Raw genomic sequence first — 25,683 nt, forward strand, 5'->3', positions numbered from 1 at the left:
GTTTGTAGAGATGCAAAAGGTTACATTTCATTCCTCGCTCGACTAGAATAGCCACGCTATCGAGTTTCCACCATTTATCCAGACAATCCGGAGTACCGTTGAATAACTATCCCCATCCCATTATTGCCCGTGAAGGTTGGCCGTTTTTGGCAATCTCATTTGTGCTTGCGCTGCTGGTCACGCTGTTCTCGCCGCTATGGTCAATTCCAGTCTGGATCATTGCATTGTTCGTATTGCAATTTTTCCGTGATCCGGCGCGCGTGATCCCGCAACATCCCAATGCCGTGTTGTCGCCGGCCGACGGCCGCATTGTGGTGGTTGAAAAAACCATGGACCCCTATGCCAAGCGCGAAGCCCTGAAAATCAGCGTTTTCATGAATGTGTTCAATGTGCATTCGAATCGCGCGCCAGTCGATGGCAAGATTGAGAAAGTGCAATATTTCCCAGGAAAATTCGTCAATGCCGATCTGGACAAGGCGTCGATAGAAAATGAGCGCAATGCTCTGGTCATCACCGCCGCCAACGGCCAAACCGTGACTTGCGTTCAAGTCGCCGGTCTGATTGCGCGCCGCATCCTGTGCTATGCCAAGGTGGCCGACGTAGTGACGCGCGGTCAGCGCTACGGCTTTATCCGCTTCGGCTCGCGGGTCGATGTGTATTTGCCGCTGACGGCAACGCCCAAGGTGGCAGTCGGCGACAAAGTGTCGGCGACCGAAACGATTTTGGCCGAATTTTGAGATTCCGCTATTGTTTTCTTTTAGTTGATTGAATCGGAATTTACATGGCCTCATTCCAGCGCCGTAAAGCGAAGAATAACGTCGCGCAGTTCCCCAAAGCGCGACGTGCAATGAAAGCTGCGCAGCGTAATTCGCCCGACCCGCAAGGGCCGGTGCCGCCGCGGCGTCGTCGCGGCATCTATCTGTTGCCGAATGCGTTTACGACAGCCGCGCTGTTCTGCGGTTTTTACGCGATTGTGATGGCGATGGGTCAGAGGTTTGATCATGCATCCATCGCGATTTTTGTAGCGATGGTGCTGGACAGCCTGGATGGCCGGGTGGCGCGCCTGACCAATACCCAGAGTGAATTCGGTGCGCAATACGACAGCCTGTCGGATATGGTGTCGTTCGGCGCGGCGCCGGCCTTGGTCGTGTATGAGTGGGCATTGCACGGCATGGGCAAACTGGGCTGGCTGGCGGCATTCGTCTATTGCGCCGGCGGAGCATTGCGCCTGGCGCGCTTCAACACCAATATCGGCGTGGTCGACAAGCGTTACTTCCAGGGCTTGCCAAGTCCGGCGGCAGCGGCGCTGGTCGCCGGCTTCGTCTGGCTGATGGACGATCTCGGCTTTCAAGGCTCGGGATTGAGCTGGGCCGCCTGGGCGATTACGCTGTATGCCGGTCTGACGATGGTGACCAACGTGCCGTTCTACAGCTTCAAGGACATCAATCTGCGCAAGCCGATGCCATTCATTGCCGCATTTCTGGTGGTGCTGGCGCTGGTGGCAATTTTCAGCGATCCGTCAAAAGTATTGTTTTGCCTGTTCGTGTTGTATGGCCTGTCCGGATTCGGCGTGTATTTTTGGCGCTGGTTCAAGGGCAAGCCGGTAAGCATCGTGCAAACCGAAGTGGAACATGACGATAAAGAGCACGAAGACAAGGAGTAGTAGCAGGGGGTAACCCTGCATTTGCAGCAGCGCAGTACCGTAACAAGTGGCTTCATTGATTTTCAACATGATTGGAGAAAATATGGGATTGCTTTCTTTTTTTAAAGACGCCGGTGAAAAGCTGTTAAACCTTGGCAAGGCCAAAGAAGTTGCCGCTGCCCCGACCGAGGCCAATGTCGAGGAACTGCAGAATTCCGCAGTGCAGGCAATTCAAGCTTATATCGCCACGCAAGGTATCGCGACCGACGGCTTGACGTTTGCGTTCGATGCGGCTTCCTCGACCGTCACGGTCGGCGGTGAAGCGCCGGACCAGGCCACGCGCGAAAAAATCGTACTGTGCTGCGGCAATGTACACGGTGTCGAGCACGTCAACGATGAATTGACAGTTGCGGCACCCGCCGATGAATCGCAGTGGTACACCGTGGTAAGCGGCGATAACCTGTCTAAAATCTCGAAGCAATTCTATGGCGATCCAAACAAATATCCGGTGATTTTTGAAGCCAACAAACCCATGTTGAGCAGTCCGGACAAGATTTATCCAGGGCAAATGTTGCGGATTCCTGCACTGACCTGATAGCCCAATAAGCGCCAACGCGCAGCACGCCGCCCAGGTATTACCTCGGCGGCATTTTTTTAATGTCGATGAGCTTGATGTTTTTTTCGGCAGCGGTAAAAAGTCTTTAAAATCGATAGATCCACAGAACATTCAGGAGCACAGCATGGCAGCCAACTCACCCGAAAAATTGATCATATTCGACACCACCTTGCGCGATGGCGAACAGTCGCCCGGTGCGTCGATGACCAAAGACGAAAAAATCCGCATCGCCAAGCAATTGGAGCGGATGAAAGTCGATGTGATCGAGGCCGGATTTGCGGCGGCTTCCCCAGGCGACTTCGAAGCGATCAAAGCGATTGCCGGGATCATCAAGGATTCCACCGTCTGTTCGCTCTCGCGCGCCAACGACAAAGATATCGCCCGCGCCGCCGAAGCGTTGCAGCCGGCTGAACGCAAACGGATTCACACCTTCCTCGCGACCTCGCCGTTGCACATGGAAAAGAAATTGCGGATGACGCCGGATCAGGTGTTCGAACAAGCCAAGCAGGCGGTGCGCTTTGCCCGCAAATTCACTGACGACGTCGAGTTCAGCCCGGAAGACGGCAGCCGTTCGGATATGGATTTCCTGTGCCGGGTGCTGGAGGCGGTGATTGCCGAAGGCGCGACCACCATCAACTTCGCCGACACTGTAGGTTACGGCGTACCGGAACTGTACGGCCACATGCTGAAGACATTGCGCGAACGGATTCCCAACTCCGACAAGGCGATCTGGTCGGTCCACTGCCATAACGATCTCGGCATGGCAGTCGCCAATTCGCTGGCCGGCGTCATGATCGGCGGCGCCCGTCAGGTCGAGTGCACCATCAACGGCCTCGGCGAACGGGCCGGCAATACCGCGCTGGAAGAAATCGTGATGGCCGTCAAAACCCGCCGCGATTACTTCAACCTGGACATCGGTATCGATACCACGCAAATCGTCCCAGCCTCCAAACTGGTATCGCAAATCACCGGCTTCGCGGTGCAGCCGAACAAATCGGTGGTCGGCGCCAACGCCTTCGCGCACGCTTCCGGGATCCATCAGGATGGCGTGTTGAAAGCGCGCGACACCTACGAAATCATGCGCGCCGAAGACGTCGGCTGGAGCGCCAACAAGATCGTGCTCGGCAAACTGTCGGGCCGCAATGCGTTCAAACAGCGCCTGGAAGAACTGGGCATCGCGCTTGATTCGGAGGCTGAAGCCAATGCCGCGTTCGCGCGTTTCAAGGAATTGGCCGATCGGAAGTCGGAGATTTTCGACGAAGACATTATCGGCCTGGTGTCCGAAGAACAGCAGTCGCACGACAATGAATATTATCGTTTCCTGTCGCTGTCGCAGCACTCGGAAACCGGCGCCAAGCCGAAGGCCAGCGTGGTGTTCTCAATCGACGGCAAAGAGCATTCTTGTGTAGCGGAGGGCAACGGCCCGGTCGATGCCATCGTCAACGCCATCGAAACGCAAGTAGCCAGCGGCGCGGAACTATTGTTGTTCGCGGTCAATGCGATCACCACCGGCACCCAGTCGCAAGGGGAAGTCACGATGCGCTTGTCGAAAGCCGGTCGCATCGTCAACGGCATCGGCGCCGATCTCGACATCGTGGTGGCATCGGCCAAGGCTTATTTGTCCGCACTCAACAAACTGCATTCAAAATCGGAAAAATTGAATCCGCAGCTGTGATGCGTTGCTGATAGTCATACGAGTTGATCGGGGGCCGAATTATTCGGCCCCCGATGCCATTCAACCCTGGCCAGCCTCCAGCTGCGCCCACAAGCGCGCCAGATAAGGATCCTCGAATCCTTCCTTGCGCAGCCCATCCAGCGTGTGCCACAAATAGTCGCGCGCCGGCCCATACAGGCCGCAGGCATCGCGCAGATGGGATACCACGGTGAGGTCGGGCAGGCGGCCGGTATAGCCGGCATGCTGACGATTCATGACAAATGCGAGGGCCCGGATGCGCGGGCCGTGGCGACCGTTGAGCTGGATCGGCAGCCAGCGTGGCAGATAGGCGCCGGTCATCATTTCGCGACGCCACAACATGCGCAACTCGGTCTCTATGCAGGCAGCGGGGATGCGAAATGCCAGGCCGCGGCAACAGCCGCCGCGATCCAGTCCCAGCACCAGCCCCGGGTTGTCCCAGGTGCCGCGATTGATGCGCGAATACAAATAAAATCCGCGGTGATAGCCGTGCAGCATGGCCGGCAGCCGCTCGCTATGCTCCACCATCGGATTCCAGATCAGCGAACCATAGCCGAACAGCCAGACATCGCCATGCGGCTCTGGTAGCGCTGCCAGCGCAGCACGCCACGAAGCTTCCAGCGCTGCTTCGGACAGCAGGGCGGGGGCGATCGGGGTGTTGTCCAGGATGGACCGCAGGCGGTCTTGCTCAAGATCTTCACGAGTGATACTCATGGCCGACAGAATAAGCCAGACTGCGATCCGATAACAAGTGTTTTGGCGGGCAATGTGGCGACAATGATGCGGGCCAATGGCATGGAATGCGTGACATCAAGAACTTTATTGCCGGCGCCACGTCAATAATGTGCTTTTACCGGTTTTTTTGTCATTGATTTTTTTAGGAGAAGGCATGAAATTTTCCTCATCTGTTTTGGCCGCAATATTGCTGCCGCTCTCGATCAATGCCGCCGTCGCCCAAAGCGCAGAAGCGCAAGACGATGCTCCCAACGACAGTAGCGCAGCCAGCTACCGCTGCGAAGGCGGCAAAAAAATGCAGGTCGCGTATGTGAACCTCAAGGATGGAAAATCGATTGCCGTCTTATATTACAAAGGACGTTTGATCCCCATGCATCAGGGGGTGTCTGGCTCCGGCGCGCGTTACGTTGCCGACGATGAGCAGAATAGTTATCGCTGGCACACCAAAGGAAAGATGGGTATTTTGTCCTTTAAGGTTGCCGGTGCGAGTGCGAAGGAAAAGACCATTTTTCGTGATTGCAACCAGGTCTCGCCAAGCGATTGATTCATGCCGGATGAAAAAGAGCCCGCTAACCTTGCGGCGCGGGCTAAATCTAAACTCAGGGAGAGTTATAGAAGACGGCTTCAGTGTATCGTCCGCACGATGCTAGCCACAGTTGTTAGAACTACTAGGTGCGGAGCCTAAGATGCCGGGTTGCGTCGGCCACCGTTCCGACCTGAAGTTTTCAGCCGAATGAGGCCAGCACAAAATCAATGAAACTTTTCAGCTTGGGTGTCGGCCGCCGGTCCGCCGGGTAGACGATGTGCATCGGCCGCGACGGCGCATCGTAATCCGCCAGAATCCGCACCAGGCGACCCGCCGCAACATCATCGCCGACCAGCACTTCCGGCTGCATGATGATGCCCATACCGGCAATGGCCGCAGTCCTGAGCGCCTGGCCGTTATTGACCGTCAAGCATCCGCTCACCTGCACGCTCTCGATCCGATCGCCCTGGTGCAAGCGCCACACATTCTTTTTGCCCCAATAAGTAAATCCAAGGCAGTTGTGCTGCGCCAGATCCTGCGCGCCTGCCGGAGTGCCGTATTGCGATAAATAGGCTGGCGCGGCGCACAGCCACATACGATACGGTTGCAAGGCCCTGGCTACCAAGCCCGAATCGGGCAGCGAGCCTATCCTGATCGCGACCTCGTATCCTTCTTCCACCAGATCCGCCGCCCGATCCGACAGCGTGAGGTCCACCTTCACCTCCGGATGCTGGCCAAGATAGGCAGCCAGCGCCGGCGCCAGCCGCTGGCTGCCGAACGACACCGGGGCGTGGACTTTCAGCAGTCCGCGCGGCGAGATGCGCATTTCGTCGGCGCAGGCATCGGCAGCCTCCGCATCTGCCAACAGCTGCTTGCAGCGCTCGTAATAGATGCGGCCGACCTCGGTCAGCGATTGCTGCCGGGTGGTGCGATTGAGCAGCTTGGCCCCGACCCGTTCTTCCAGGAAACGAACGTGCTTGCCGACCATGGTGGTGGAGATCCCGAACACCTCCGCCGCCTCGGTGAAGCTGCGTTTGTCGGCCGCGCAGATGAATATCGACATGCTGGTAAATCGATCTAACATTTAAAACTCTCAGTTCCAAGTTATTAAATTACTGCGTAGTTTATCAATTATTGAGAAGCAATGATAATTTGCCTGTCGGTAAGGGAAATGCGGCAAACAACTTTTCCGACGCCAGTAGATGCGCAATTTGTGCCCACTAACTCAAGGAGAAACAAGATGTCAAACGAAAGCACCTATCGCCGTCGCGGACTTGAATTGCTCGAACAACTGCACGGCGGACATGCCGGCGCAGCGATGGTGGCCGAGATGCAGGATGTCTGCCCGGCATTTGCCGACATGACCATCGACTGGGCCATCGGCGCGATCATGGACCGCCCGGGCCTGGACTTGCTGACCCGCGAACTGATCTTGATCGCCTCCTGCGTCACCATGGGACATGCCATGCCGCAGTTGCACGCCCACGCCGAAGCGGCGATGAAGGTAGGCGCCACCAAAGAGCAAATCGTCGAAACAGTGCTGCAGTTGACCTTTTATGCGGGCGGGCCGGCAGTGCGTAATTCTCTGGTGGTGCTGAAGGATGTCTTCGCACAGTTGGAGGCAGGGCACGGTCAATAACACGCGAGGCGTCGAAAAGAACAGCGCTAGGGCCTGTTGATCGATCCAATCTCCGTTGCGCGGCTATCACGTTGCTTGATGCATCGCGCTTGCTTGCTGCAAAGGCGCCAGCAATGCCTGCAGATCCTCGGCGTTGAACTTGGGCGCCAGCGCCGCGTCGCTGCCCAGCACGCCTTCGGCCAGTGCTGCTTTGCGCGCTTGCAGTTCGAGCATGCGTTCTTCGATGCTGCCCTCGACCACCAACTGGTAGACGAACACCGTCTGCTCTTGGCCGATGCGGTGGGCACGGGCGGTGGCTTGCTCTTGTACCGCAGGGTTCCACCACGGGTCCATGTGGATCACGGTGTCGGCCGCGGTCAGGTTGAGCCCGACGCCGCCGGCCTTCAGGCTGATCAGCAGGATAGGCACGCTTTTGCCTTGGAATTGCGCCACCACCGGGCCGCGCTGGGCCGGCGGCGTCTGGCCGGTTAATGCCAGCCAGGGCAATTGCAGCGAGCTGAGTTCGGCTTCTATCATGCTCAGCATTTCGGTGAATTGAGAGAACACCAGAATCCGGCGCCCCTCAGCCACCAGCGCCGGCAGCATGTCGCGCAGCAGTTCCAGCTTCGCGCGTTCCATGGTGTGAGAGGGCGCGTGCTGTAACTGCGCGCCTTTCAGCAGATAGGGATCGCAACATACCTGCCGCAGTTTAAGCAGCGCGTCGAGGATCGTGATTTGGGCGCCGGCAAAGCCTTTGCGCTGCAACACCCCGCGCACCTGCTCGTCGGCGGCGACCCGCACGCTTTCGTATAAATCGCGCTGGCGGCCTTGCAATTGCACCCGCTTGACCACTTCGACTCTGGGCGGCAACTCGGTCGCCACTTGATCCTTGCGTCGCCGCAGGATGAAAGGCCGCACCCGCTGCGCCAGCAATTGGGCGCGCAAGGTTTCGCCGCCGACCTCGATCGGCTTGCGCCACAAGCGCATGAAGCTGCCGGCGTCACCCAGGAAACCGGGCATCAGAAAATCGAACTGGGTCCACAGCTCGCCCAGGTTGTTTTCCAGCGGCGTGCCGGTGATGCATAGCCGGTGCCGCGCCTGTATCCGGCGCACCGCGTTGGCGCAGCGGCTGGCCGCGTTTTTGACGGTCTGCGCTTCATCCAGGATCAGCAGGTGGAACGGCTGCGCCTCCAGCGCCGAGCGGTCGCGCCACAGCAAGGGATAGGTGGTCAGCACCACGTCGTGCTCGGCCATGCGGCCGAAATGCCGGCTGCGGTCCGGTCCTTGCAAGGTCAGCACGCGCAGGCCGGGCGCCATGCGCTGCGCTTCCGCCTGCCAGTTGAAAACCAGCGAGGTCGGCAGCACCACCAAAGCCGGGCGGTCGAGCCGGCCGGACTGCTGTTCGATCAATAGGTGCGCCAGCGCTTGCGCCGTTTTGCCCAGACCCATGTCATCCGCCAGGATGCCGGCCAGGTGATGCTGGCGCAGGTATTGCAGCCAAGCCACGCCGTGCAACTGATAAGGCCGCAAGCTGACACCAAGACCCGCAGGGGCGGCGACGGCGGGCGGACCGCCGCTGTCTTGCAGCCGGTGCGCCAAGGCGCGCAGGCCGGCGTCTCCCTGCAGTTGCCAAGCGCCATGCGGCCCGGCGCGCTGGTGCTGGCTGTCCAGCAGGCTCTGGCGCATGGCGTCGAGCCGATACGCATCCCAGGGCGACAGCCGCAGCGGACCGTCTTTACGGCGCGGATCGGTCAGCAGCTCCAGCATGTGGCCGACGATGGCCTTGAGCGGCGCCGCCATCGCCTCGATCCGCTTGCCGCCCGGCGCGCGCAGCAGCACCAGCGACAGGTCGTCGATCTGGGCCAGCCGTGCGGCATCCAGCCAGCGGGCATCTCGCTGCAGCAGGTTGGCCAATAACGGCACCAAGTCCAGCAGCTCGCCGTCGATCTCGATGCCCAGGCTCAATAACCACGAACCTTCGCCCGCAGGCTGGCCCAGGGCCGTCACGGCCGGAGCGCGGCCGCGCATGGTCGCCGCCACTTCCTTGCCCAGCACTTCGCCGGTTTCGGGGCTGACGATCAGGTGCCAGGCTTCCACCGGCACGCTCTCGTGCGCAAAGCCGGGTCGCACCACCACCGCCCAGCCCTGGGCCTGCAAGGCGGGCAATTGCTCGGCCCAGAAATCGCCGAAGAAATCTTCTTGCGCTAGCGTCCAAAGGTGTTTTTGATCGTGGAGCGGATGGGCTTGGGCCGCGCTATTCGCGCGCCACTGCAAGCTGCCAGCGGGGATAGGATGCAGACCCAGATCCCACACCAGGTCCAGCGCATCGGCCTCGGCTCCCAAGTCGCGCAGCAGCACACGTTGTCCGTGAGCGTCTTCCACAAATTGCGAGGAGGCGGGGCGGCGGTTCAGCAGCGCGGTCGGCGCCGGGGTTTCCCAGCGCAAGCCGTCGCCGCCGCTATAGGTCCAGGCGATCTGCACCACCGTCACGCTGCCGCCGCGCGGCCCGAACGGGCCGGAAGGTTTCATCCCCAGCAGGCCGTCGCCGCGGGTCAGGGTTTGCAGCGTCAGTCGGGGCCGGAAGCGGCCGACGGAGACAGTCGCGCCACCCATCTATTTCTGTGCAAACCGCACTGTCAGCACGCCCAGCTCGCCGTATCGAATCGCGATGTCCTGCCCCAAGGGCAAATCAAAGCTGCCGGCATACGAGCCGGTGATCACGGCTTGCCCGGCTTGCAGGCCTTGCCCTGTGCTGCGCAAGAACTCGGCCAGCCAATACAGCGGTGCGCGTGGATCGTGAGCAGGGTGGCGGCCGTCCAATTCGATTTCCTCGCTCGTTTCGAACGTGACCCGCAACGCCATCCGGCTGGCCGTGCGTGCTGCTTCCGACGCCACCTGCGGGCCGAGGAACAAGCCTTGATTGAGCAAGCCATCCGCCAGGTTTTCGGCAAATCCGGCGTCAGCCGGATCGCTGTAGCGGCTGGCTATCAGCTCCAGCGCGAGGTGGGTACGGACGATGGCGGCATCGACTTCGGCGGGAGTGTAGGGGGCGTCGCGTGCGGGCAGGTCGCGGCCGAGGATGAAGGCCAGTTCCGGCTCCACCCGCGCTTGACCGCCGCGAGCCCATATGGAGCATGGGCTGTTGCCGGTGTGAATAGTGCCGGCATAAATCGGCGCCAGCACCACGCCGCCCTCGACCGGCAAACCGCATTTCCAGCCGCCGACGGCAGCGCCGAGTTGCGCGCTGACGGCAGCCTGGATCGCCAGCGCGTCCTCAATCGCGGCTGGCCGCAAGGACGCCGGCAGGCGTGGCCCTTGCTCGCCGCATCTGCGCCGCGCCGCCAGGATGCCGGCGGCGGCGCTGATCTGCTCCGGGGTTGGGGCCATGGTCCGCAACATCAGCCCGGCTTAGGCCCTTTGCGATGCGGCTTAGGCTTGGGCTTGCCGGCATCGACCGTGCGCTTGGCGAAATCGCTCTTGGATTTGAACGGCGGCTTGTCGCCAAACTTCTTTTCGCTGACCCTGCGATCGCCGCCGGTTTTGCCGGGGACAAAGGGCTTGTCCTTGCCGCCGAACTTGTCGGCCACCGCTGCCGGCTCGCCGGCATGGCTGATGCGCAGCTGTTGCCCAGCCACCCATACGGTCTTCAGATGCTCCAGCAACTCTTTCGGCATGCCTTGTGGCAGATCCAGCGTGCTGTGGTCATCGAAGATTTCGATGCGGCCAATGTATTTGGCATCCAGGCTCGCCTCGTTGGCAATCGCGCCGACGATATTGCTGGCTTTGACGCCGTGCTCATGACCTACTTCGATGCGGAAAGTCTCCATGCCGACATCGGTCTTGCGATCGCCGCGTTCTTTTTTCGGCAGGGCAGGGCGCTCGGCTTGGGTTTGCTCCCTGTGCTCTGGGCGATCCTTGCGTTCGAACTTATGTTCAACCCTGTGTTCAACCTTATCCGCATGCGCGCCGGCGCGGCTGATGCGCAGCTGCTGTCCCGCCACCCATACCGTCTTCAGGTGATCCAGCAGTTCCGGCGGCATGTCGTCCGGCAAATCCAGCGTGCTGTGGTCGTCATGGATTTCAATCCGGCCGATGTATTTGGAATCCAGCCCCGCCTCGTTGGCAATCGCGCCGACGATATTGCCCGGCTTGACGCCGTGCGCATGGCCGACTTCTATGCGGAAATTCTGCATGCCGACCTCGGCGCCGCGCTCGCTGCGTTCTCTCCTTGGCGCCACCAGACGCTCGCCGCGCTCCGGGCGCTCAAACCTGGCGGCACGGGCCGGTCTTTCATCCGACCAGGATGTGGTGGCGAAGGTGCTGCTTTGCGGCTCGCGCTTATTTTTATCCAGCAATAACGGCACGTCGCCGCGCGCCAGTTTTGCCAGTGCCGCCGCGATTTCAATCGCAGGGACATTGTTCTCGCGTTCGTAATCTTCGATCAGCGATTGGAAAATCTCCAGTCCGTCAGAGCTCAGCGCTTCGCGGATTTGATCCTTGAACTTGGCGATCCGCACGTCGTTGACGGTTTGGATGCTAGGCAATTCCAGCGCCGATACCGGCTGCCGCGTGGCGCGTTCGATCGCCTTCAGCAAATTCTTTTCGCGCGGGGTGATGAACAGGATCGCCTCGCCGCTGCGTCCGGCACGGCCGGTGCGGCCGATGCGGTGGGTATAGCTTTCCGGATCGTGCGGCACATCGTAATTGATCACGTGGCTGATGCGTTCCACGTCCAGGCCGCGCGCCGCCACATCTGTTGCGACCAGGATGTCGATCTTGCCGTCCTTGAGCTGCTGGATCGTGCGTTCGCGCTGTTGCTGCACGATGTCGCCGTTGATCGCCGCCGCCGAAAAACCGCGCGCTTGCAGTTTGCTGGCCAATTCTTCCGTGCCCAATTTGGTGCGCGAAAAAATGATCATGCCGTCGAATGTTTCCGCTTCCAGGATACGGGTCAGCGCATCCAGCTTATGCATGCCGCTGACCAACCAATAGCGCTGGCGGATATTGTCGGCGGTGCCGGTTTTGGCGGCCACGGTGACTTCGGCCGGGTTGCGCAAATAAGTTTGGGCGATGCGCCTGATCGCCGACGGCATGGTGGCCGAGAACAACGCGGTTTGGCGCGTGTCGGGGGTTTTTTTCAGGATGTTCTCGACGTCGTCGATAAAACCCATGCGCAACATTTCGTCGGCTTCATCCAGCACCAGCGTTTTAAGTTGCGATAAATCCAGCGTGCCTTTATCCAGGTGATCGATGACCCGGCCTGGCGTACCGACCACCACATGCACTCCACGCCGCAACGCGCTCAACTGCGGGCCATAGCCCTGGCCGCCGTAAATCGGCAGCACATGAAAGCCGGGGATATACGTGGCATAGCGCTGGAAGGCTTCCGCCACCTGGATCGCCAGTTCGCGCGTCGGCGCCAGCACCAGCGCTTGCGGAGCGCTTTGCCGGAGATCGATGCGGGACAGGATGGGCAGGGCAAAGGCGGCGGTTTTACCGGTCCCGGTCTGGGCTTGGCCCAGCACGTCGCGGTTGCCCAGCAAAATAGGGATGGTGGCCGCCTGGATCGGTGACGGCGACTCATAGCCGACTTCCTTCAGCACGCGTAACAACGGCTCGCTGAGGTTTAAATCGGCAAATAGGGGGATAGGTGTTTCAGACATGTCGTAACTCACAATTTCGCTCGAATCGCACTATGCGAAACAATGGACGCATAGTTTACTCTCTCTTGTTGCGCTGACTCTTGAATTTATGCGCTGAAGCACGGTGGCGGGACAAATAACCTGGGTTGGCTTGTCGTCAACAACAATCTGCGCTATCTTGCCCTCGTCGCGCAGAAAGTACGCGATGCGGTGTCAGAACCGGCAATTCAAATAAGCTGGACAGTCGACTTTGGTCGTCTGTCCCATCAATGCTCGTCTTCCATGGCGGTCACTTGGTGGGGATACCTTCGGGTATGCCGGCTTTTCTGGCTTATTTGTGCCGGTTTCTGACCCTCGCTTTGTGTCCGCCTCCTTCGTCGCCCGACGAAGGGCGGTTTAACCCCCACCGTACGAGGAGATCAGCATGCATGGCAACAATCCGTCGCAACCATCCCCAGCTTCCCCCGCAATCGTGTATCTCAATCGCGCCATCGACAACGCCTGTCTCGGCATGCACAGCGCAACAGACGTGCTGCGCGTCTTCAAGGCGATGCGTGACCTTTCCAAAAACAATGAGGTGATGCAGGGGTTGGCGCTGACCGGCATCAAATTGGCCGATGACCATTTCAATATGTTCGATGCCGAACGTGGCGAGCTGGAGCGGGAGAAGGCCGGCAAATCATGATGGGCCGCCTGCGGTGAATCCGCACGGGTAATTGGTATTTGTAGGGCGGATGAGCGCAGCGTTATCCGCCGATGGATGCGTCACCTATGTTTGATACATCCAAAACGGCGGAAGGCGCTGCGCTTTTCCGCCCTACATTGCCGCGATGTCCCGCGAAGCGCCGATTACCATGCAGCACAAAGTTCGATGGCCGTACAATTCGCCATTACGGTCAAACAGCTTAAGAAAGGTCGTTATGTCTACAAAGCATCAAAGAGCCCGCCATATTGTCCTGGGATGTGCGCTGATTTGCTGGCTGCCCGTGGCGCAATCCGCTGACTTGCCCGCAGGCGACGATGGCGGCTATGTGTCGGCAGCGCTCGGCAACGGCATCCTCTACGGCAACGGTGCCGGCAACGCCAAGCCAATGCGGTGGCGCGCTGCGGAAATCCGGGCCGGGCGGGAAATGGATATGTTCGGGCTGGTTTCGGGCGGCCATATCCCGGCGGCTGAAGCGCCTCGGCTGGACGTCGTCTATTACAACGAAGGGCATCCGGACAACAACCATAGGGACGGCTATGCGCTGCAGATGGTTTACCGGAAAAATCTGCAGCCTCGCGTCGGCCTCGAACTCGCCGCCGGACCGTATCTCAGCATGAACAGAACCACCATCAACGGCAACGAAATCGACGATGCGCGGGTTGGGGCCTTGTTTTCGGTGGCGTTGCTGACCCGTCTTGATCAATATTCCCCCGGTCTGCATGTGCGGCTGGCCTATAACCACGTCATGATGCCCGGTGCGCCATCGACTGACGCCTTGCTGCTCGGCATAGGCAAAGAACTCGGCGCCGTGCATGCGAGCGCGTCTGAGCAGCCCGGCGGCCATCCGGTATGGCTGGCGGCGTCGGGCGGTTTCGCCCAGACCAACCACTCGGGACCGGGCAAGCGGTTCAGCTACCAGGTCGAGGCAAAAAGTTACTACGGATTATGGGCGGCGTCGCTTTCCGGCATCGAAGAAGGGGATGACGGCGTACGCGTCAATCGCCGGGGGATCGCCGCGCAAGGGTGGTATGTGCAGCCGATCAATGAAAATTGGTCGATCAGCGCCGGCGCCGGGCCTTATCTTGGGAAGAACAAGCGGGACTTGGATCACTGGGCGGTCAGCGGCCTGATGACGATACAGGTAGCCCGCGACCTCGGTCGCGACTGGAAAGCCTTCACCAATTTCGGCCGGGTAATTACTTTTAAAAACAGGAACGACGCCGATTTGTTCAGCGTCGGGCTGATGAGGCGTTTCGATTTGTAAAGCGGCCTTAACTGTATTTAGTGTCTACAGCGTGGCCGTGGCCAGCTTCGCGCCAAAGCCGATGAAGACCGCGCCGACGCCGCCCGACATGCTGGCGGCAAGGCGACGCCGCCGGCGAAATTCTTGCGCCAGCCGGGCGCCGACAAAGATGATGATGGTCAGGTAAATGCAACTGAGCACTTCGCACACCAGGCCCAGCAGCGTGAACGACAGTGCCGGCGAGCCGAAGTGGGGATCGACGAACTGGATGAAGAAGGAGATGAAAAACAGGATCGCCTTCGGATTCATCAGGCTGATTGCGAGCGCCTTGCGGAATGGATCGCCGCCTCGCTCCTGGGGCGTCGCCGCGACTGCGGCCGGGGTTGCGCCGGAGTCGGTGTTGGCCCGTAAAGCGCGCCAGGCCTTGAGCAGCATTTGCAAGCCGATCCAGCCCAGATAGGCGGCGCCGACGTACTTCACCAAATGAAACAGCGTCGGGCTGGCCTTCAGCAGCGAAGCGACACCGCCGGCCGACAGCACCATCAAAATCAGGTCGCCCAGAAATATCCCGCAAGCGCCGCGATAAGCATCGCGCACGCCGCGTTGGGCAGCCACGCTTAGCACATAAATCGAGTTAGGCCCTGGCAGCAATACGATAAAAATCGTGCCGACCAGAAACGTCCAGAAATCGGTAATACCGAAAGTGGTGTGCATCAGCGCGTTCATGGTCTGCTCCAGGCTTGAAAATGTTAGCTGTGAATAATAGCAGGTTGGGCGGTCGAACAAGGAGCGGGGCAGCATCCATTGAATGCTGCCCCGCTGACCGATTACTACCAGCTATATAGCGACGACCAGCTTCAGTGCCGTTTTAATCCCAGGATGCCCTCCACCTGCGCAGCCTTCGGAATCGGCGCCACCGCGCCATAGCCGGTGGTCGACAATGCCGCCGTGATATTGGCATAACGGGCGGCAGTAAACGGATCGTCGCCTGCCACCAGCCGGGCGATGAAAGCGCCGCCAAAGCAGTCGCCGGCGCCGGTGGCATCCACCGCCTCGACGCTGTACGGCGGCACCAGGCGGCGCTCGCTAGGGGTGGCGACATAACAGCCTTGGGCACCGAGTTTGAACGCGATCAGGCCGATGCCGTACGACAGCAGCGTATCGACAATCGCGTCGCGGTCTTCCAGGCCGGTGAGGGCGCTGACATCGTCCCAGCTGGGCAGGCAGATGTCGCATAGCGCGAACGCTTCACGCATTTTTTCGCGGGCTCGCTCCAGCGGCCACAGGCGCAGCCGCAGATTGGTATCGAGCGAGGTCTTGACGCCGTGTTTGCGGGCGTGCGCCATCGCCGCCAATCCGGCATCGCAAGCAGACTCGCTGATCGCCAGGCTGATCCCTGACAGGTGCAGCACTTGCGCTTCGGCGATGGCGGCTAGCGGCAACTGGGCGCGGGTATAGCGGCTGGCGGCGGAACCGGCGCGCAGATAGCCGAAATGGTGGCCGTCTTTGTCGTGCGAGACGAAATACACGCCGGTGGCGGCATCCGCATCGGTGGCGACGTGGCGGCTATCGACTTGCTCGGCCTGCCACAGCTCGCGCAATTGGCGGCCGAACTGGTCGTCGCCGAGCGCGCTGATGTAGCCGCTGCGCGCGCCCTGGCGCGCCGCGGCGATGCAGAAATTGGAGGTGTCGCCGCCAAATCCCTGCAAGTACATGCGGGGATCGTGAATGCGCTGGTTAAATTCCAGCATCGCCTCGCCGTAGGCCAGGATGTCTAGCTTCATAGCTGGGTCCGTTCAAGAGCTTAGAAAAAGGTTTGGATCACGTCGACGACCTGATGCTGCGGGTTGACGACCGCAATCTGGCGCCATTTGTCGAAGGTCAGGCAAGGGTGGGAAATATCGAAGGCAAGCATGTCGCCGACCTGGATGTCGTCGCCCGCGGCAATCTGCAAGTAAGCGTGCTGGTCCATCATGCCGGTCACTTGCCAGTGAGCCGGGGTGGCGGTCGGCGCCGCATTGCCGGGCCGGTAATGGCTGACCGGCAGCGGCATGCCGGCGTCGAAGGCGGCGTCGCGTTTGCCGAGCGCGACGATGGCCTTGCCCGGTTCCGGGATCGACTGCACATAGGCCCACAATTGCAACGCCGGCTGCAGTTCGGTGCGCATTTTGCGGGCCACCGGATTGCGGGTCTGGATCTGCGCCTGGGCGGCGCGGTAGATGCCGACGTCGTGCGTCAGGTAGCAGCCGGGGCGCAGCACCACGTCCAGCGGCAAACCGATGTCGGCTTTGGAAAATTCATCGGCGACCACGTCGTACCAGGCCGAGCCGGCGCCGGTCAGGATCACCGGCTGGCGTGCCGCGCGTTCGGTAAAGCGGCCGGCCTCCGCCAGTTGCTTGGTGCAGGCCACAGCGTGTTGCAGAAACTGCCGGATATCGGCTTCTTCTTTCAATACGCCTTCGTACAGTTCGACGCCGGCCAGTACGATCTGGTCTTTCCAGCGTTCGATCGCGTTCAATACTTCGGTTTGCTGGGCGCTGTTGCGGACCCCGGTGCGACCGCCGTCCGGGCCTAGTTCCAGCAGCACGTTCAGCTTTTGCTTGCGGGCCTGGAAGAATGCGCCCAACTGCTCGACCCCGGCGGCCGAATCGACCAGGCAGCAAAATTCAAACGCCGGATCGGCCACCAAGTCGGAAATGATCGCCATGTTTTGTTTGCCGATCAATTGATTGGCCATGATGATGCGCCGCACGCCATGTTGATAGGCGACCCGGGTCTGGTGCGCGGTGGCGAGCGTGATGCCCCAGGCGCCGCCGGCCAACTGGCGCGCAAACAGTTTCGGCGCCATCGTGGTTTTGCCGTGCGGCGCCAGCTTGACGCCGTATTCAGCGACGAACTGCTGCATCCAGTTCAGGTTGTGCGTCATGCATTCTTCGTACAGCACGGCGGTCGGCAAGCTCAAGTCTTCGTTCAGCAAATTCCAGTTCAAGGCCTTGACGTCGACAGCCGCCAGCGGTTGCTGAAACGCACCCAGCCCCTTGTTCAACGGGTCGATTACCGGGTTCTGATAAGTGATGTGATTGTTTGTAACATTCATTTTAAATCCCCTTCGTTAGAATTCATTTGACGTAATCATAGCCTTGAATTTATTATATTAAAAGCATGTTACAAAGTAACATAATAATTTCTTGGCAGGTTTTGCGCAATCGAATCAAAGCCTCGCCCGCAATCATATTGGAAGCCTGGAAGCAATGTCGCATTCATTCGATATCGTGTCACGGATTGCCGAACGCAGCGGGCAGCTGCGCCTGGCCGAGCAAAAGGTCGCGCAAGCGATTTTGAGCGATCTGCCGTTTGCCGCCAGTGCCAGCATCAATACGCTGGCGCAACAGGCGGGCGTCAGCGAGGCCAGCGTGACCCGTTTTGCCAAAGCCATCGGTTGCCGCGACGTGCGCGAGCTGAAGCTGAACCTGGCGCAGGCGGCGGCTATCGGGCAGCGTTTTTTACAAGCTGAAAGTCCGGTTTCGGAATACCAGGTGCCGCAGATAGCGGATGTCGTTTATGCCGATATCCACAAGGTGCTGGAAGTCAATCGGGCGCTGCTGAATCAGGATGGATTGCAGCAAGCGGCGCGCTTGCTGTTGGAGGCGCGCATGATTTACGCGTTCGGCATGGGCGGCGGTTCGACCATGCTGTCGGATGAAGCGCGCTACCGGTTGGTGCGCCTGGGACGTCCGGTAGCGACTTATCACGATGCCATGCTGCAAAGAATGGTGGCGGCCACGCTCGACAAGAGCGATGTGGTGCTGGCGTTTTCGACCACCGGCAATGTGCCTGAATTGAACGCCAATTGCGCCATCGCCAAGGAGTACGGCGTGCGCCTGATTGCGATCACGGCGCTGGGCTCGCCGCTGGCGGCGATGGCGGATGTGTTGTTGCCGCTTAAATCACTGGAAACCGACTTTATTTTCAAGCCGTCGTCATCGCGCTACGCAATGATGATGGCGTTGGATGTACTGGTAGCGGAACTGGCGCTACTGCAAAAAGAGCACAGCCAGGAATTGCTGCGACGTTTGAAGTTCAGGCTGGATGCGCATCGCGGCGGCAGCAACCGTGAACCCTTGGGAGATTGAGATGAAGGAGAGTGATATGCAGGTCGATTCAAATCAAGCCGCACGTCGTTGCGACACCTTGATCCGCGACGTTTCGGTGATCGACGGCAGCGGTGGCGCGCCGATCAGTGCCGACGTTGCCGTGGCGGCCGGCCGCATCGTCCGGATCGCCGCCGCCGGCAGTCTGGGCGACTGGCAAGCGCAGCACCAGGTCGACGGTCGCGGCAAAGTACTGAGTCCCGGCTTTATCGACGTCCATACCCACGACGATACCAACGTCATCCGCACCCCGGCCATGCTGCCGAAGCTGTCGCAAGGGGTCACCACCGTAGTGGTCGGCAATTGCGGCATCAGTGCCGCCCCGGTCAGCCTCAAGGGCGAACCACCGGACCCGATGAACCTGCTGGGCCAGACGGGCGCGTTCAGTTATCCGACTTTCGCCAGCTATGTCGAGGCCATCGAGCAGGCGCAACCGGCGGTCAATGTGGCTGCGCTGGTCGGCCACACTGCGCTGCGCAGCAACCAGATGGATCGCCTCGACCGCGCCGCCACCGAATCCGAAATCGCCGCCATGTGCGCGCAACTGCGCGAAGCGTTGGCGCATGGCGCGCTCGGCCTGAGCACCGGTCTCGCCTATGGCAATGCGATCAATGCGCCGACCGCCGAAGTGCTGGCGCTGGCGGCCCCGCTGGCCGATGCCGGAGCGCTGTATGCGACCCATTTGCGCAGCGAATTCGCCGACATCCTGGAAGCGATGGACGAAGCTTTCCGCATCGGCAAGCATGCGCGGGTGCCGGTCGTGATTTCACATTTGAAATGCGCCGGGGTCGACAACTGGGGCCGCAGCGGCGAAGTGTTGGCGGCACTGGAGCAGGCGCAGCGCTACCAGCCGGTCGGTTGCGATTGTTATCCGTACACCGCCAGCTCGTCGACGCTGGACTTGAAGCAGGTGACTGACACGATCGACATCATGGTCACCTGGTCGACACCGCATCCTGAGATGGGCGGCAAGATGCTGGCCGCGATTGCCGCCGAATGGCAGGTCGACCTGATGGAGGCTGCGCGCCGCCTGCAACCGGCCGGCGCGGTCTATCACAACATGCAGGCCGAGGATGTCAATCGCATCCTGAGTCATCCAGCCTCGGTGGTCGGCTCGGACGGTTTGCCGAACGATCCGATGCCGCATCCGCGCTTGTGGGGAGCGTTTCCAAGGGTGCTGGGCTATTACAGCCGCGAGCAAAAACTGTTTCCGCTGACGACCGCGATCCGCAAGATGACCGGCTTGTCGGCCGAGCGCTTCGGCCTGAGCGAGCGCGGTCTGGTGCGCGAAGGCTACTGGGCCGACCTGGTGCTGTTCGATCCCGAAACTGTACGCGACGCGGCGACCTTTGCCGATCCGATGCAGCCGGCGGATGGGATAGACGCGGTGTGGGTCAATGGTGTTTTGTCATATCGCGGCGGCGCCGAGAAGGCGGCTAGCGAGGTGCGTGCCGGGAGGTTTTTGGCGCGGCAGGAGCGGGTTTAGGGCTTGAGGTTATTTTTAGAGTTTTTGATGGGTAGTTGGGAGCAGGGTAAGTTAGTGTGCTGCGGTGGTTTTTTTAAAGCTTCCCGCTAATGCCTTTCGTTGTAATTTAGACGTTTATCTAATTTGTTGGGGACAGAGTAATTCGTCGCGCTACGGCGACTCTTAAACTCTGTCCCGCAAATTGTTAGCTTGGAAAAATTGGAGAAAACATGACAATCAAACGCTATGGTGTAGAAGGTGGTTCCGGTACCGGCGGTCAGCATTTGCCGTTCGCACGCGCGGTGGAAGCCGATGGCTGGCTGTATGTTTCGGGTCAGGTGGCGATGGTCGATGGCGAAGTGATCGACGGCGGCATCGTCGCGCAGTCGCACCAGACAATCAAGAACGTGTTGGCGATCCTGAAAGAAGCCGGTTACGGTCCGGAACACGTGGTGCGCTGCGGCGTGTGGCTGGACGACGCCCGCGATTTCCAGTCGTTCAACCGCGTCTTCAAAGAGTATTTCGGCGCCAACCCGCCCGCCCGCGCCTGCGTGCAGTCGAGCATGGTGGTGGATTGCAAGGTGGAAGTGGATTGCATCGCCTATAAAAAATAATCAGATTAAATTTAAAACAATTGCGGGACAGAGTTTAAGAGTCGCCGTAGCGCGACGAATTACTCTGTCCCCAACAAGCTAACAATTTGCGGGACAGAGTTTAAGAGTCGCCGCAGCGCGACGAATTACTCTGTCCCCAACAAATTAGATAGACGTCTACATTTCAAAGAAAAGCATTTGTGGGGAAGAGTTAACGGGTCGCCTTAGTAACAACGAAGAACTACAGGAGAAATCAATGGAGGCAGTTCAGGGAAATATGCTGTTGTTGTACGCGCTGATCGCAGTGATCGCGCTGGTGGTGTTGATCGCCAAATACAAGATGAATCCGTTCATCGTGCTGATCGTGGTGTCGGTGATCCTGGGCCTGGTAGTCGGCATGCCGATGGAAAAGATCGTCAAGGCGTATGAAACCGGGGTCGGCGGCGCGCTCGGTCATATCGCACTGGTGGTCGGGCTAGGCACCATGTTCGGCAAGATGATGGCCGAATCCGGCGGCGCCGAACGGATCGCCAATACGCTGATCCACGCCTTCGGTCCGAAGAAAGTGCACTGGGCGATGATGGTGGTGGCGCTGATCGTCGGCTTGCCGGTGTTTTTCGAAGTCGGCTTTGTGCTGCTGATTCCAATTGCCTTCAACGTCGCCAAGCGCACCGGGACCTCGATGATCATGGTCGGGATTCCAATGGTGGCCGGACTGTCGGTGGTGCATGGCTTGATTCCTCCACATCCGGCAGCGCTGTTCGCCGTCACCGCGTACAACGCCGACATCGGCCGCACCATCATGTACGCGCTGATCGTGGGCGTGCCGACTGCGATCATTGCCGGCCCCTTGTTTGCCAAACTGATCAGTCGCTTCGTCGTGCCGAACCCGGACAATCCATTGATTGCGCAGTTTGTCGAAGCCGATCTCAAGCGCGAGTTGCCCGGTTTCGGCATCACGATCTGCACCATCATGCTGCCGGTGGCGTTGATGCTGATCGGCAGCTGGGCCGACCTGTTTTTTACTCCCAAAACTTTCCTTAATGATTTTCTGCGTCTGATGGGCAATTCGGTGATCGCCTTGCTGATTGCGACATTGGTGAGTTTTTATACCTTCGGCAAAGCGCGCGGTTTCGATCGCGTGGCCATCCTCAAATTCACCACCGAGTGCCTGGCGCCTATCGCCGGAATTACCTTGATCGTCGGCGCTGGTGCCGGTTTCGGCCGGATCCTGATCGACGGCGGCGTGTCCAAAGCGATTGTTGAAATCGCCACCAGCGCCAATTTGTCGCCGCTGCTGTTGGGCTGGTTTGTCGCGGCGCTGATCCGGGTCGCTACCGGCTCGGCCACCGTGGCGATGACCACTGCCTGCGGCATCGTCGCACCGCTGGTATCGGCGGCCGGCGTGACTGTCCGGCCGGAATTGATGGTGCTGGCAACCGGCGCCGGTTCGCTGATCCTGTCGCATGTCAACGACGGCGGCTTCTGGCTGGTCAAGGAGTATTTCAACCTGACGGTGACCGAGACCTTTAAAACCTGGACCGTGTGCGAAACCATTATTTCGGTGGTGGCGCTGCTGTTGACGCTGGGCTTGTCGACGGTGATTTGATTTGCCAATTGACTGTGTTGCGGCGGCTTGCAAAACTTCGGTTTTGCAGGCCGTTTTCATTTGCGTGATGCCACCTGCTGCTGATTGCATCGGGTTGTCGATCTTGTCATACTAGTGTCCTGAATTACTTTCCACGCAAGAGCATGATTTCCCCATTGCTGAATCGCGAACTCGGTGTGCTGGCATTCAACGAACGGGTGCTGGCGCAGGCCGAAGACCCATCGGTGCCTCTGCTGGAACGACTGCGTTTTGTCTGCATTACCAGCAGCAATCTGGATGAATTCTCGGAAGTCCGCATGTCCGGTTTGCATGAGCAGATAAGGGTGGCGGCGGATGGCATGACGCCGGATGGCATGTCGCTGCAGCACGCTTACGCCGTCATCAGCGAGCGCGCGCAAAAATTGGTCGCGCGCCAGTACGCCTTGTTCAACGATGTATTGCTGCCGGCGTTGGATGCCGAGGGCATCGCTTTTTACCAGGAGTCCGACTGGGATCAGGAGCAGACCACCTGGGCGCACGCATTCTTCAAGACTGAATTACTGCCGGTGCTGACGCCGATTGGACTCGACCCGGCGCATCCGTTCCCGCGGGTACTCAACAAGAGCCTCAACTTCGCGGTCAAACTGAGCGGCAAGGACGCATTCGGGCGCGAGACCGAGCTCGCCATCGTACAAGCGCCGCGCGCCTTGCCGCGACTGATACGGATGCCGGAAAACTTGTCGCGCCATGCCTATGGCTTCGTGCTGCTGAGCAGCCTGATGCAGCACTTTGTCGGCGAGCTTTTTCCCGGATTGTCGATTGGCGGTTGTTACCAATTCCGGGTCACGCGCAACAGCGACCTGTTTGTCGATGAAGACGAAGTGACCGATCTGCGGCAAGCCCTGCAAGGGGAGTTGTCGATGCGTCAGTTGGGCGATGCGGTGCGGCTGGAAGTGGTCGACGGCACGCCGCCGTCGCTGGTGCAGCGCTTGCTGAACCAGAACAATCTGGGACCCGGCGACTGTTATCGAGTCAACGGCTCGGTCAATCTGGTACGTCTGATGCTGTTGCCGGATCTGGTCGACCGGCCCGACTTGAAATTTGCGCCGCATGTGCCGGTGCTGCCGAAGGCATTCGTCACCGCCGGTTCGGTATTTGATGTCATCGACCAGGGCGACGTGTTGCTGCACCATCCTTATGAGAGCTTCCAGCCGGTGCTGGAATTGCTGCAGCAGGCCGCGATCGATCCCGATGTGCTGGCGATCAAGCAAACCATTTACCGCACCGGCGACGACTCGCCGCTGATGAGCACCTTGATGCAAGCCGCCAAGAACGGCAAGGAAGTCACGGTCGTGCTGGAGCTGATGGCGCGCTTCGATGAAGAAACCAATATCGGCTGGGCCGCCAAACTGGAAGCGGTCGGCGCCCACGTGGTGTACGGCGTGTTCGGCTACAAGACGCATGCAAAAATGCTGCTGATCGTGCGCCGCAAACGTCACGCAAAACACACCAGGCTGAAACGCTATCTGCATCTCGGCACCGGCAACTACCATCCCAAAACAGCACGTCTGTATACCGACTTCGGCTTGCTGACCAGCGATGAAAAAATGTGTGAAGACGCGCATAACGTGTTCCAGCAATTGACCGGCTTCGGCAAGCAAGTCCCGCTCAAGCGCCTGTGGGAGTCGCCATTCACGCTGCACGCCAATCTGCTCAAAGCGATTCAGGCCGAAGTCGATGCCGTCAAGGCCGGGCGTCAAGGCAGCATCATCGCCAAGATGAATGCCTTGCTGGAGCCGTCGGTGATCGAAGCCTTGTACCAAGCCTCCCAGGCCGGCGTCACCATCCAGTTGCTGGTGCGCGGAGTTTGCGCGCTGAAACCTGGCGTGCCCGGCCTGTCGGAAAACATCAAGGTGCGCTCCATCATCGGCCGCTTCCTGGAACATCACCGGATCTTTTATTTTTTTGCCGACGGCGAAGAAAAAGTGATGCTGTCCAGCGCCGACTGGATGGACCGCAACCTGTTCCGCCGGATCGAAATCGCCTTCCCGATCCAGGACGCCAAACTGAAGCGCCGCGTGATCGAAGAAAGTCTGCTGGTACACCTGCGAGACAATGCATCGGCCTGGGACATGGACAGCGAAGGCGGCTACCAAAAAACCAGCCCCGGCGATGCCGAGGCTATGGTCAGCCAGATTGCTTTGCTGGCGCGGTTTTGACAGCTCACGTTTTTAGCCGAACACCCGCAACACCACCGTATTGATCGCTGCGCCGCCGACGATCAGCCAGACGAACAACAGTGCCGCAAACAGCAAGGGCTTGAGGCCGGCAGCGCGGATCGCTGAAAAATGCGTGGACAGTCCCAGTGCCGCCATTGCCATCGCCAGCAGGATAGCGTCGGCATTGTTGATGTGGCCGGTCAGCGCAGTCGGCAGCACCGCCAGCGAATTCAGCGCCACCACCGCCACAAAACCAAATGCAAACCAAGGGATCGCGAGCCGGGCGCTGCCTTTTTCGACGGAAGCCGTCGGACGTTTTGCCGACTTCTTCGACACATACGCCGACAGCAGCATCAGAAACGGCGCCAGCATCATGACCCGCACCATCTTGGTAATCACCGCGGTATTGGCGGCGTCGGGGCCGATGGCGCGCGCGGCGGCGACCACTTGCGCGACTTCATGCACGGTCGATCCAGTGTAGATGCCGTAGGCCAGCGGCGACCCCGCCAGGAAGTGCCAATGCAGATTGAGTTGGTACAGCAGTGGATACGCGAAGATCGCCATCGAGCCGAACACCACCACCGTTGCCACCGCCACCGTCACCTGCGCCGGGTGCGCCCGCAGCACGGGTTCGGTCGCCATTACGGCGGCCGCGCCGCAGATCGAACTGCCGGCGCCGATCAGCAGCGCGGTGTCGCGCTCCAGCTTGAACAAGCGAGTGCCAAGCAGCAGCGCCATGCCGAAGGTCGAGCACAACACCAGCGCGTCGATCAAAACCCCGCTCAAGCCAACATTGCCGATGTCTTGAAAAGTCAGCCGAAAGCCGTACAGCACGATCCCCAACCGCAACAGATTTTGTTTCGAAAAATTGACCCCGGCGGCGCAGGCTGGGGCGATGCGCCGATAGCCCAGATTGCCGACCAGCATGCCGAACATGATGGCCAGGGTTAATGCGCTCAAGCCGTGCGCCTGCAGCCAGCCGAGCTTGCCGATGGCGGTCGCGATGGCGGCAATCAGCGCACTCAATCCCAATCCTGGCAGCAGTGAGGACTGTAGTGTCGGCAGGCAGGCGGCTTTAGAAAACGTCGAGGTATTCACAAAAACTCCCATTGAAACTTGTGGCGGCATAAAAGGTGCGCCGCTATGGGAGTCACTATAGCGATACGGCAATTAAAAGAAAAACGGATTAATTTTGTATAATCAAGCTGTTTTTTGAGTAGATTGAAATAGATGATACGCCTAACGC

Annotated in this window: 22 protein-coding genes; 13 read left to right on the top strand and 9 right to left on the bottom strand. The window is 59.7% G+C overall.

Features of this window, described 5'->3' with window-relative positions; all coding sequences use genetic code 11:
• Positions 1–98: 98 nt before the first annotated feature.
• The 4 genes from ACFPM8_RS10645 (at position 99) to ACFPM8_RS10660 (ending at position 3,933) form a co-directional block, all read left to right on the top strand.
• Positions 99–737 carry a phosphatidylserine decarboxylase gene (locus tag ACFPM8_RS10645; RefSeq protein ID WP_378997523.1) on the top strand — a complete coding sequence of 213 codons (639 nt, stop codon included), beginning with the start codon at positions 99–101 and terminating at the stop codon, positions 735–737.
• Between the two features lie 44 nt (positions 738–781).
• On the top strand, positions 782–1,663 hold the full coding sequence (pssA, locus tag ACFPM8_RS10650; RefSeq protein WP_378997525.1) for a CDP-diacylglycerol--serine O-phosphatidyltransferase: 882 nt from the start codon (positions 782–784) through the stop codon (positions 1,661–1,663).
• Between the two features lie 82 nt (positions 1,664–1,745).
• Positions 1,746–2,237 carry a peptidoglycan-binding protein LysM gene (gene lysM / locus ACFPM8_RS10655; RefSeq protein WP_378997527.1) on the top strand — a complete coding sequence of 164 codons (492 nt, stop codon included), beginning with the start codon at positions 1,746–1,748 and terminating at the stop codon, positions 2,235–2,237.
• Between the two features lie 145 nt (positions 2,238–2,382).
• Complete coding sequence (locus ACFPM8_RS10660) at positions 2,383–3,933, top strand: 2-isopropylmalate synthase (protein WP_378997528.1); 1,551 nt, start codon at positions 2,383–2,385, stop codon at positions 3,931–3,933.
• 60 nt (positions 3,934–3,993) lie between these two features.
• Here ACFPM8_RS10660 and ACFPM8_RS10665 read toward each other — a convergent pair whose 3' ends face one another.
• The gene (locus ACFPM8_RS10665; RefSeq protein ID WP_378997529.1) at positions 3,994–4,665 is read right to left on the bottom strand and encodes a gamma-glutamylcyclotransferase; all 672 of its coding nucleotides are present in this window, start codon (positions 4,663–4,665) and stop codon (positions 3,994–3,996) included.
• Between the two features lie 175 nt (positions 4,666–4,840).
• On the opposite strand from ACFPM8_RS10665, the gene ACFPM8_RS10670 reads away from it, so the two are divergent.
• Positions 4,841–5,230 carry an MliC family protein gene (locus ACFPM8_RS10670; RefSeq protein WP_378997530.1) on the top strand — a complete coding sequence of 130 codons (390 nt, stop codon included), beginning with the start codon at positions 4,841–4,843 and terminating at the stop codon, positions 5,228–5,230.
• 181 nt (positions 5,231–5,411) lie between these two features.
• On the opposite strand, the gene ACFPM8_RS10675 is transcribed toward ACFPM8_RS10670, so the two are convergent.
• Positions 5,412–6,296, bottom strand: a complete 885-nt coding sequence (locus ACFPM8_RS10675; RefSeq protein WP_378997531.1) for a LysR family transcriptional regulator — start codon at positions 6,294–6,296, stop codon at positions 5,412–5,414.
• Positions 6,297–6,452: 156 nt separating this feature from the next.
• Here ACFPM8_RS10675 and ACFPM8_RS10680 point away from each other — a divergent pair, with 156 nt between their 5' ends.
• Positions 6,453–6,851, top strand: a complete 399-nt coding sequence (locus ACFPM8_RS10680) for a carboxymuconolactone decarboxylase family protein (protein WP_378997532.1) — start codon at positions 6,453–6,455, stop codon at positions 6,849–6,851.
• A gap of 66 nt (positions 6,852–6,917) precedes the next feature.
• On the opposite strand, the gene ACFPM8_RS10685 is transcribed toward ACFPM8_RS10680, so the two are convergent.
• From ACFPM8_RS10685 to ACFPM8_RS10695, 3 genes are read right to left on the bottom strand one after another with little or no spacing between them, the layout of a single operon-like run.
• Complete coding sequence (locus ACFPM8_RS10685; protein WP_378997533.1) at positions 6,918–9,443, bottom strand: DEAD/DEAH box helicase; 2,526 nt, start codon at positions 9,441–9,443, stop codon at positions 6,918–6,920.
• A complete protein-coding gene (locus ACFPM8_RS10690) occupies positions 9,444–10,229 on the bottom strand; it encodes a 2-keto-4-pentenoate hydratase (protein ID WP_378997534.1) in 786 nt (261 codons plus the stop codon).
• Positions 10,229–12,493 (bottom strand): DEAD/DEAH box helicase, encoded by a 2,265-nt coding sequence (locus tag ACFPM8_RS10695; RefSeq protein WP_378997535.1) that lies wholly within the window; start codon positions 12,491–12,493, stop codon positions 10,229–10,231. Before ACFPM8_RS10695 ends, ACFPM8_RS10690 begins: the two co-directional genes overlap by 1 nt.
• Before the next feature lie 403 nt (positions 12,494–12,896).
• Here ACFPM8_RS10695 and ACFPM8_RS10700 point away from each other — a divergent pair, with 403 nt between their 5' ends.
• Both ACFPM8_RS10700 and ACFPM8_RS10705 read left to right on the top strand, forming a co-directional pair.
• Positions 12,897–13,157: a hypothetical protein gene (locus tag ACFPM8_RS10700; RefSeq protein WP_378997536.1), complete on the top strand. Its 261-nt coding sequence runs from the start codon at positions 12,897–12,899 to the stop codon at positions 13,155–13,157.
• 235 nt (positions 13,158–13,392) lie between these two features.
• Positions 13,393–14,442, top strand: coding sequence for a hypothetical protein (locus ACFPM8_RS10705; protein ID WP_378997537.1), 1,050 nt, complete (start codon positions 13,393–13,395; stop codon positions 14,440–14,442).
• 24 nt (positions 14,443–14,466) lie between these two features.
• Here the strand turns inward: ACFPM8_RS10705 and leuE are convergent, their stop codons facing one another.
• From leuE to ACFPM8_RS10720, 3 genes are all read right to left on the bottom strand, one after another.
• On the bottom strand, positions 14,467–15,147 hold the full coding sequence (leuE, locus tag ACFPM8_RS10710; protein WP_378997538.1) for a leucine efflux protein LeuE: 681 nt from the start codon (positions 15,145–15,147) through the stop codon (positions 14,467–14,469).
• Between the two features lie 131 nt (positions 15,148–15,278).
• Positions 15,279–16,205 carry a sugar kinase gene (locus ACFPM8_RS10715; RefSeq protein WP_378997539.1) on the bottom strand — a complete coding sequence of 309 codons (927 nt, stop codon included), beginning with the start codon at positions 16,203–16,205 and terminating at the stop codon, positions 15,279–15,281.
• Between the two features lie 20 nt (positions 16,206–16,225).
• Positions 16,226–17,518 carry an amino acid deaminase gene (locus ACFPM8_RS10720; protein ID WP_378997540.1) on the bottom strand — a complete coding sequence of 431 codons (1,293 nt, stop codon included), beginning with the start codon at positions 17,516–17,518 and terminating at the stop codon, positions 16,226–16,228.
• Positions 17,519–17,672: 154 nt separating this feature from the next.
• Between ACFPM8_RS10720 and ACFPM8_RS10725 the strand changes: the two genes are divergently transcribed.
• The 5 genes from ACFPM8_RS10725 to ppk1 all read left to right on the top strand — a co-directional run bounded on the left by ACFPM8_RS10725 (position 17,673) and on the right by ppk1 (position 24,437).
• Complete coding sequence (locus ACFPM8_RS10725; RefSeq protein ID WP_378997541.1) at positions 17,673–18,554, top strand: MurR/RpiR family transcriptional regulator; 882 nt, start codon at positions 17,673–17,675, stop codon at positions 18,552–18,554.
• A gap of 16 nt (positions 18,555–18,570) precedes the next feature.
• Positions 18,571–20,058 (top strand): N-acyl-D-amino-acid deacylase family protein, encoded by a 1,488-nt coding sequence (locus ACFPM8_RS10730; RefSeq protein WP_378997542.1) that lies wholly within the window; start codon positions 18,571–18,573, stop codon positions 20,056–20,058.
• A gap of 209 nt (positions 20,059–20,267) precedes the next feature.
• The gene (locus ACFPM8_RS10735) at positions 20,268–20,651 is read left to right on the top strand and encodes a RidA family protein (RefSeq protein WP_378997543.1); all 384 of its coding nucleotides are present in this window, start codon (positions 20,268–20,270) and stop codon (positions 20,649–20,651) included.
• Positions 20,652–20,886: 235 nt separating this feature from the next.
• Complete coding sequence (locus ACFPM8_RS10740) at positions 20,887–22,239, top strand: GntP family permease (protein ID WP_378997544.1); 1,353 nt, start codon at positions 20,887–20,889, stop codon at positions 22,237–22,239.
• Positions 22,240–22,382: 143 nt separating this feature from the next.
• The gene (gene ppk1 / locus ACFPM8_RS10745; protein ID WP_378997545.1) at positions 22,383–24,437 is read left to right on the top strand and encodes a polyphosphate kinase 1; all 2,055 of its coding nucleotides are present in this window, start codon (positions 22,383–22,385) and stop codon (positions 24,435–24,437) included.
• Positions 24,438–24,449: 12 nt separating this feature from the next.
• On the opposite strand, the gene ACFPM8_RS10750 is transcribed toward ppk1, so the two are convergent.
• On the bottom strand, positions 24,450–25,535 hold the full coding sequence (locus tag ACFPM8_RS10750; RefSeq protein ID WP_378997546.1) for a YeiH family protein: 1,086 nt from the start codon (positions 25,533–25,535) through the stop codon (positions 24,450–24,452).
• Positions 25,536–25,683 lie beyond the last annotated feature (148 nt).

Source organism: Paraherbaspirillum soli (genome assembly GCF_042654985.1).
GTDB classification, from domain to species: Bacteria; Pseudomonadota; Gammaproteobacteria; order Burkholderiales; family Burkholderiaceae_D; genus Paraherbaspirillum; species Paraherbaspirillum soli.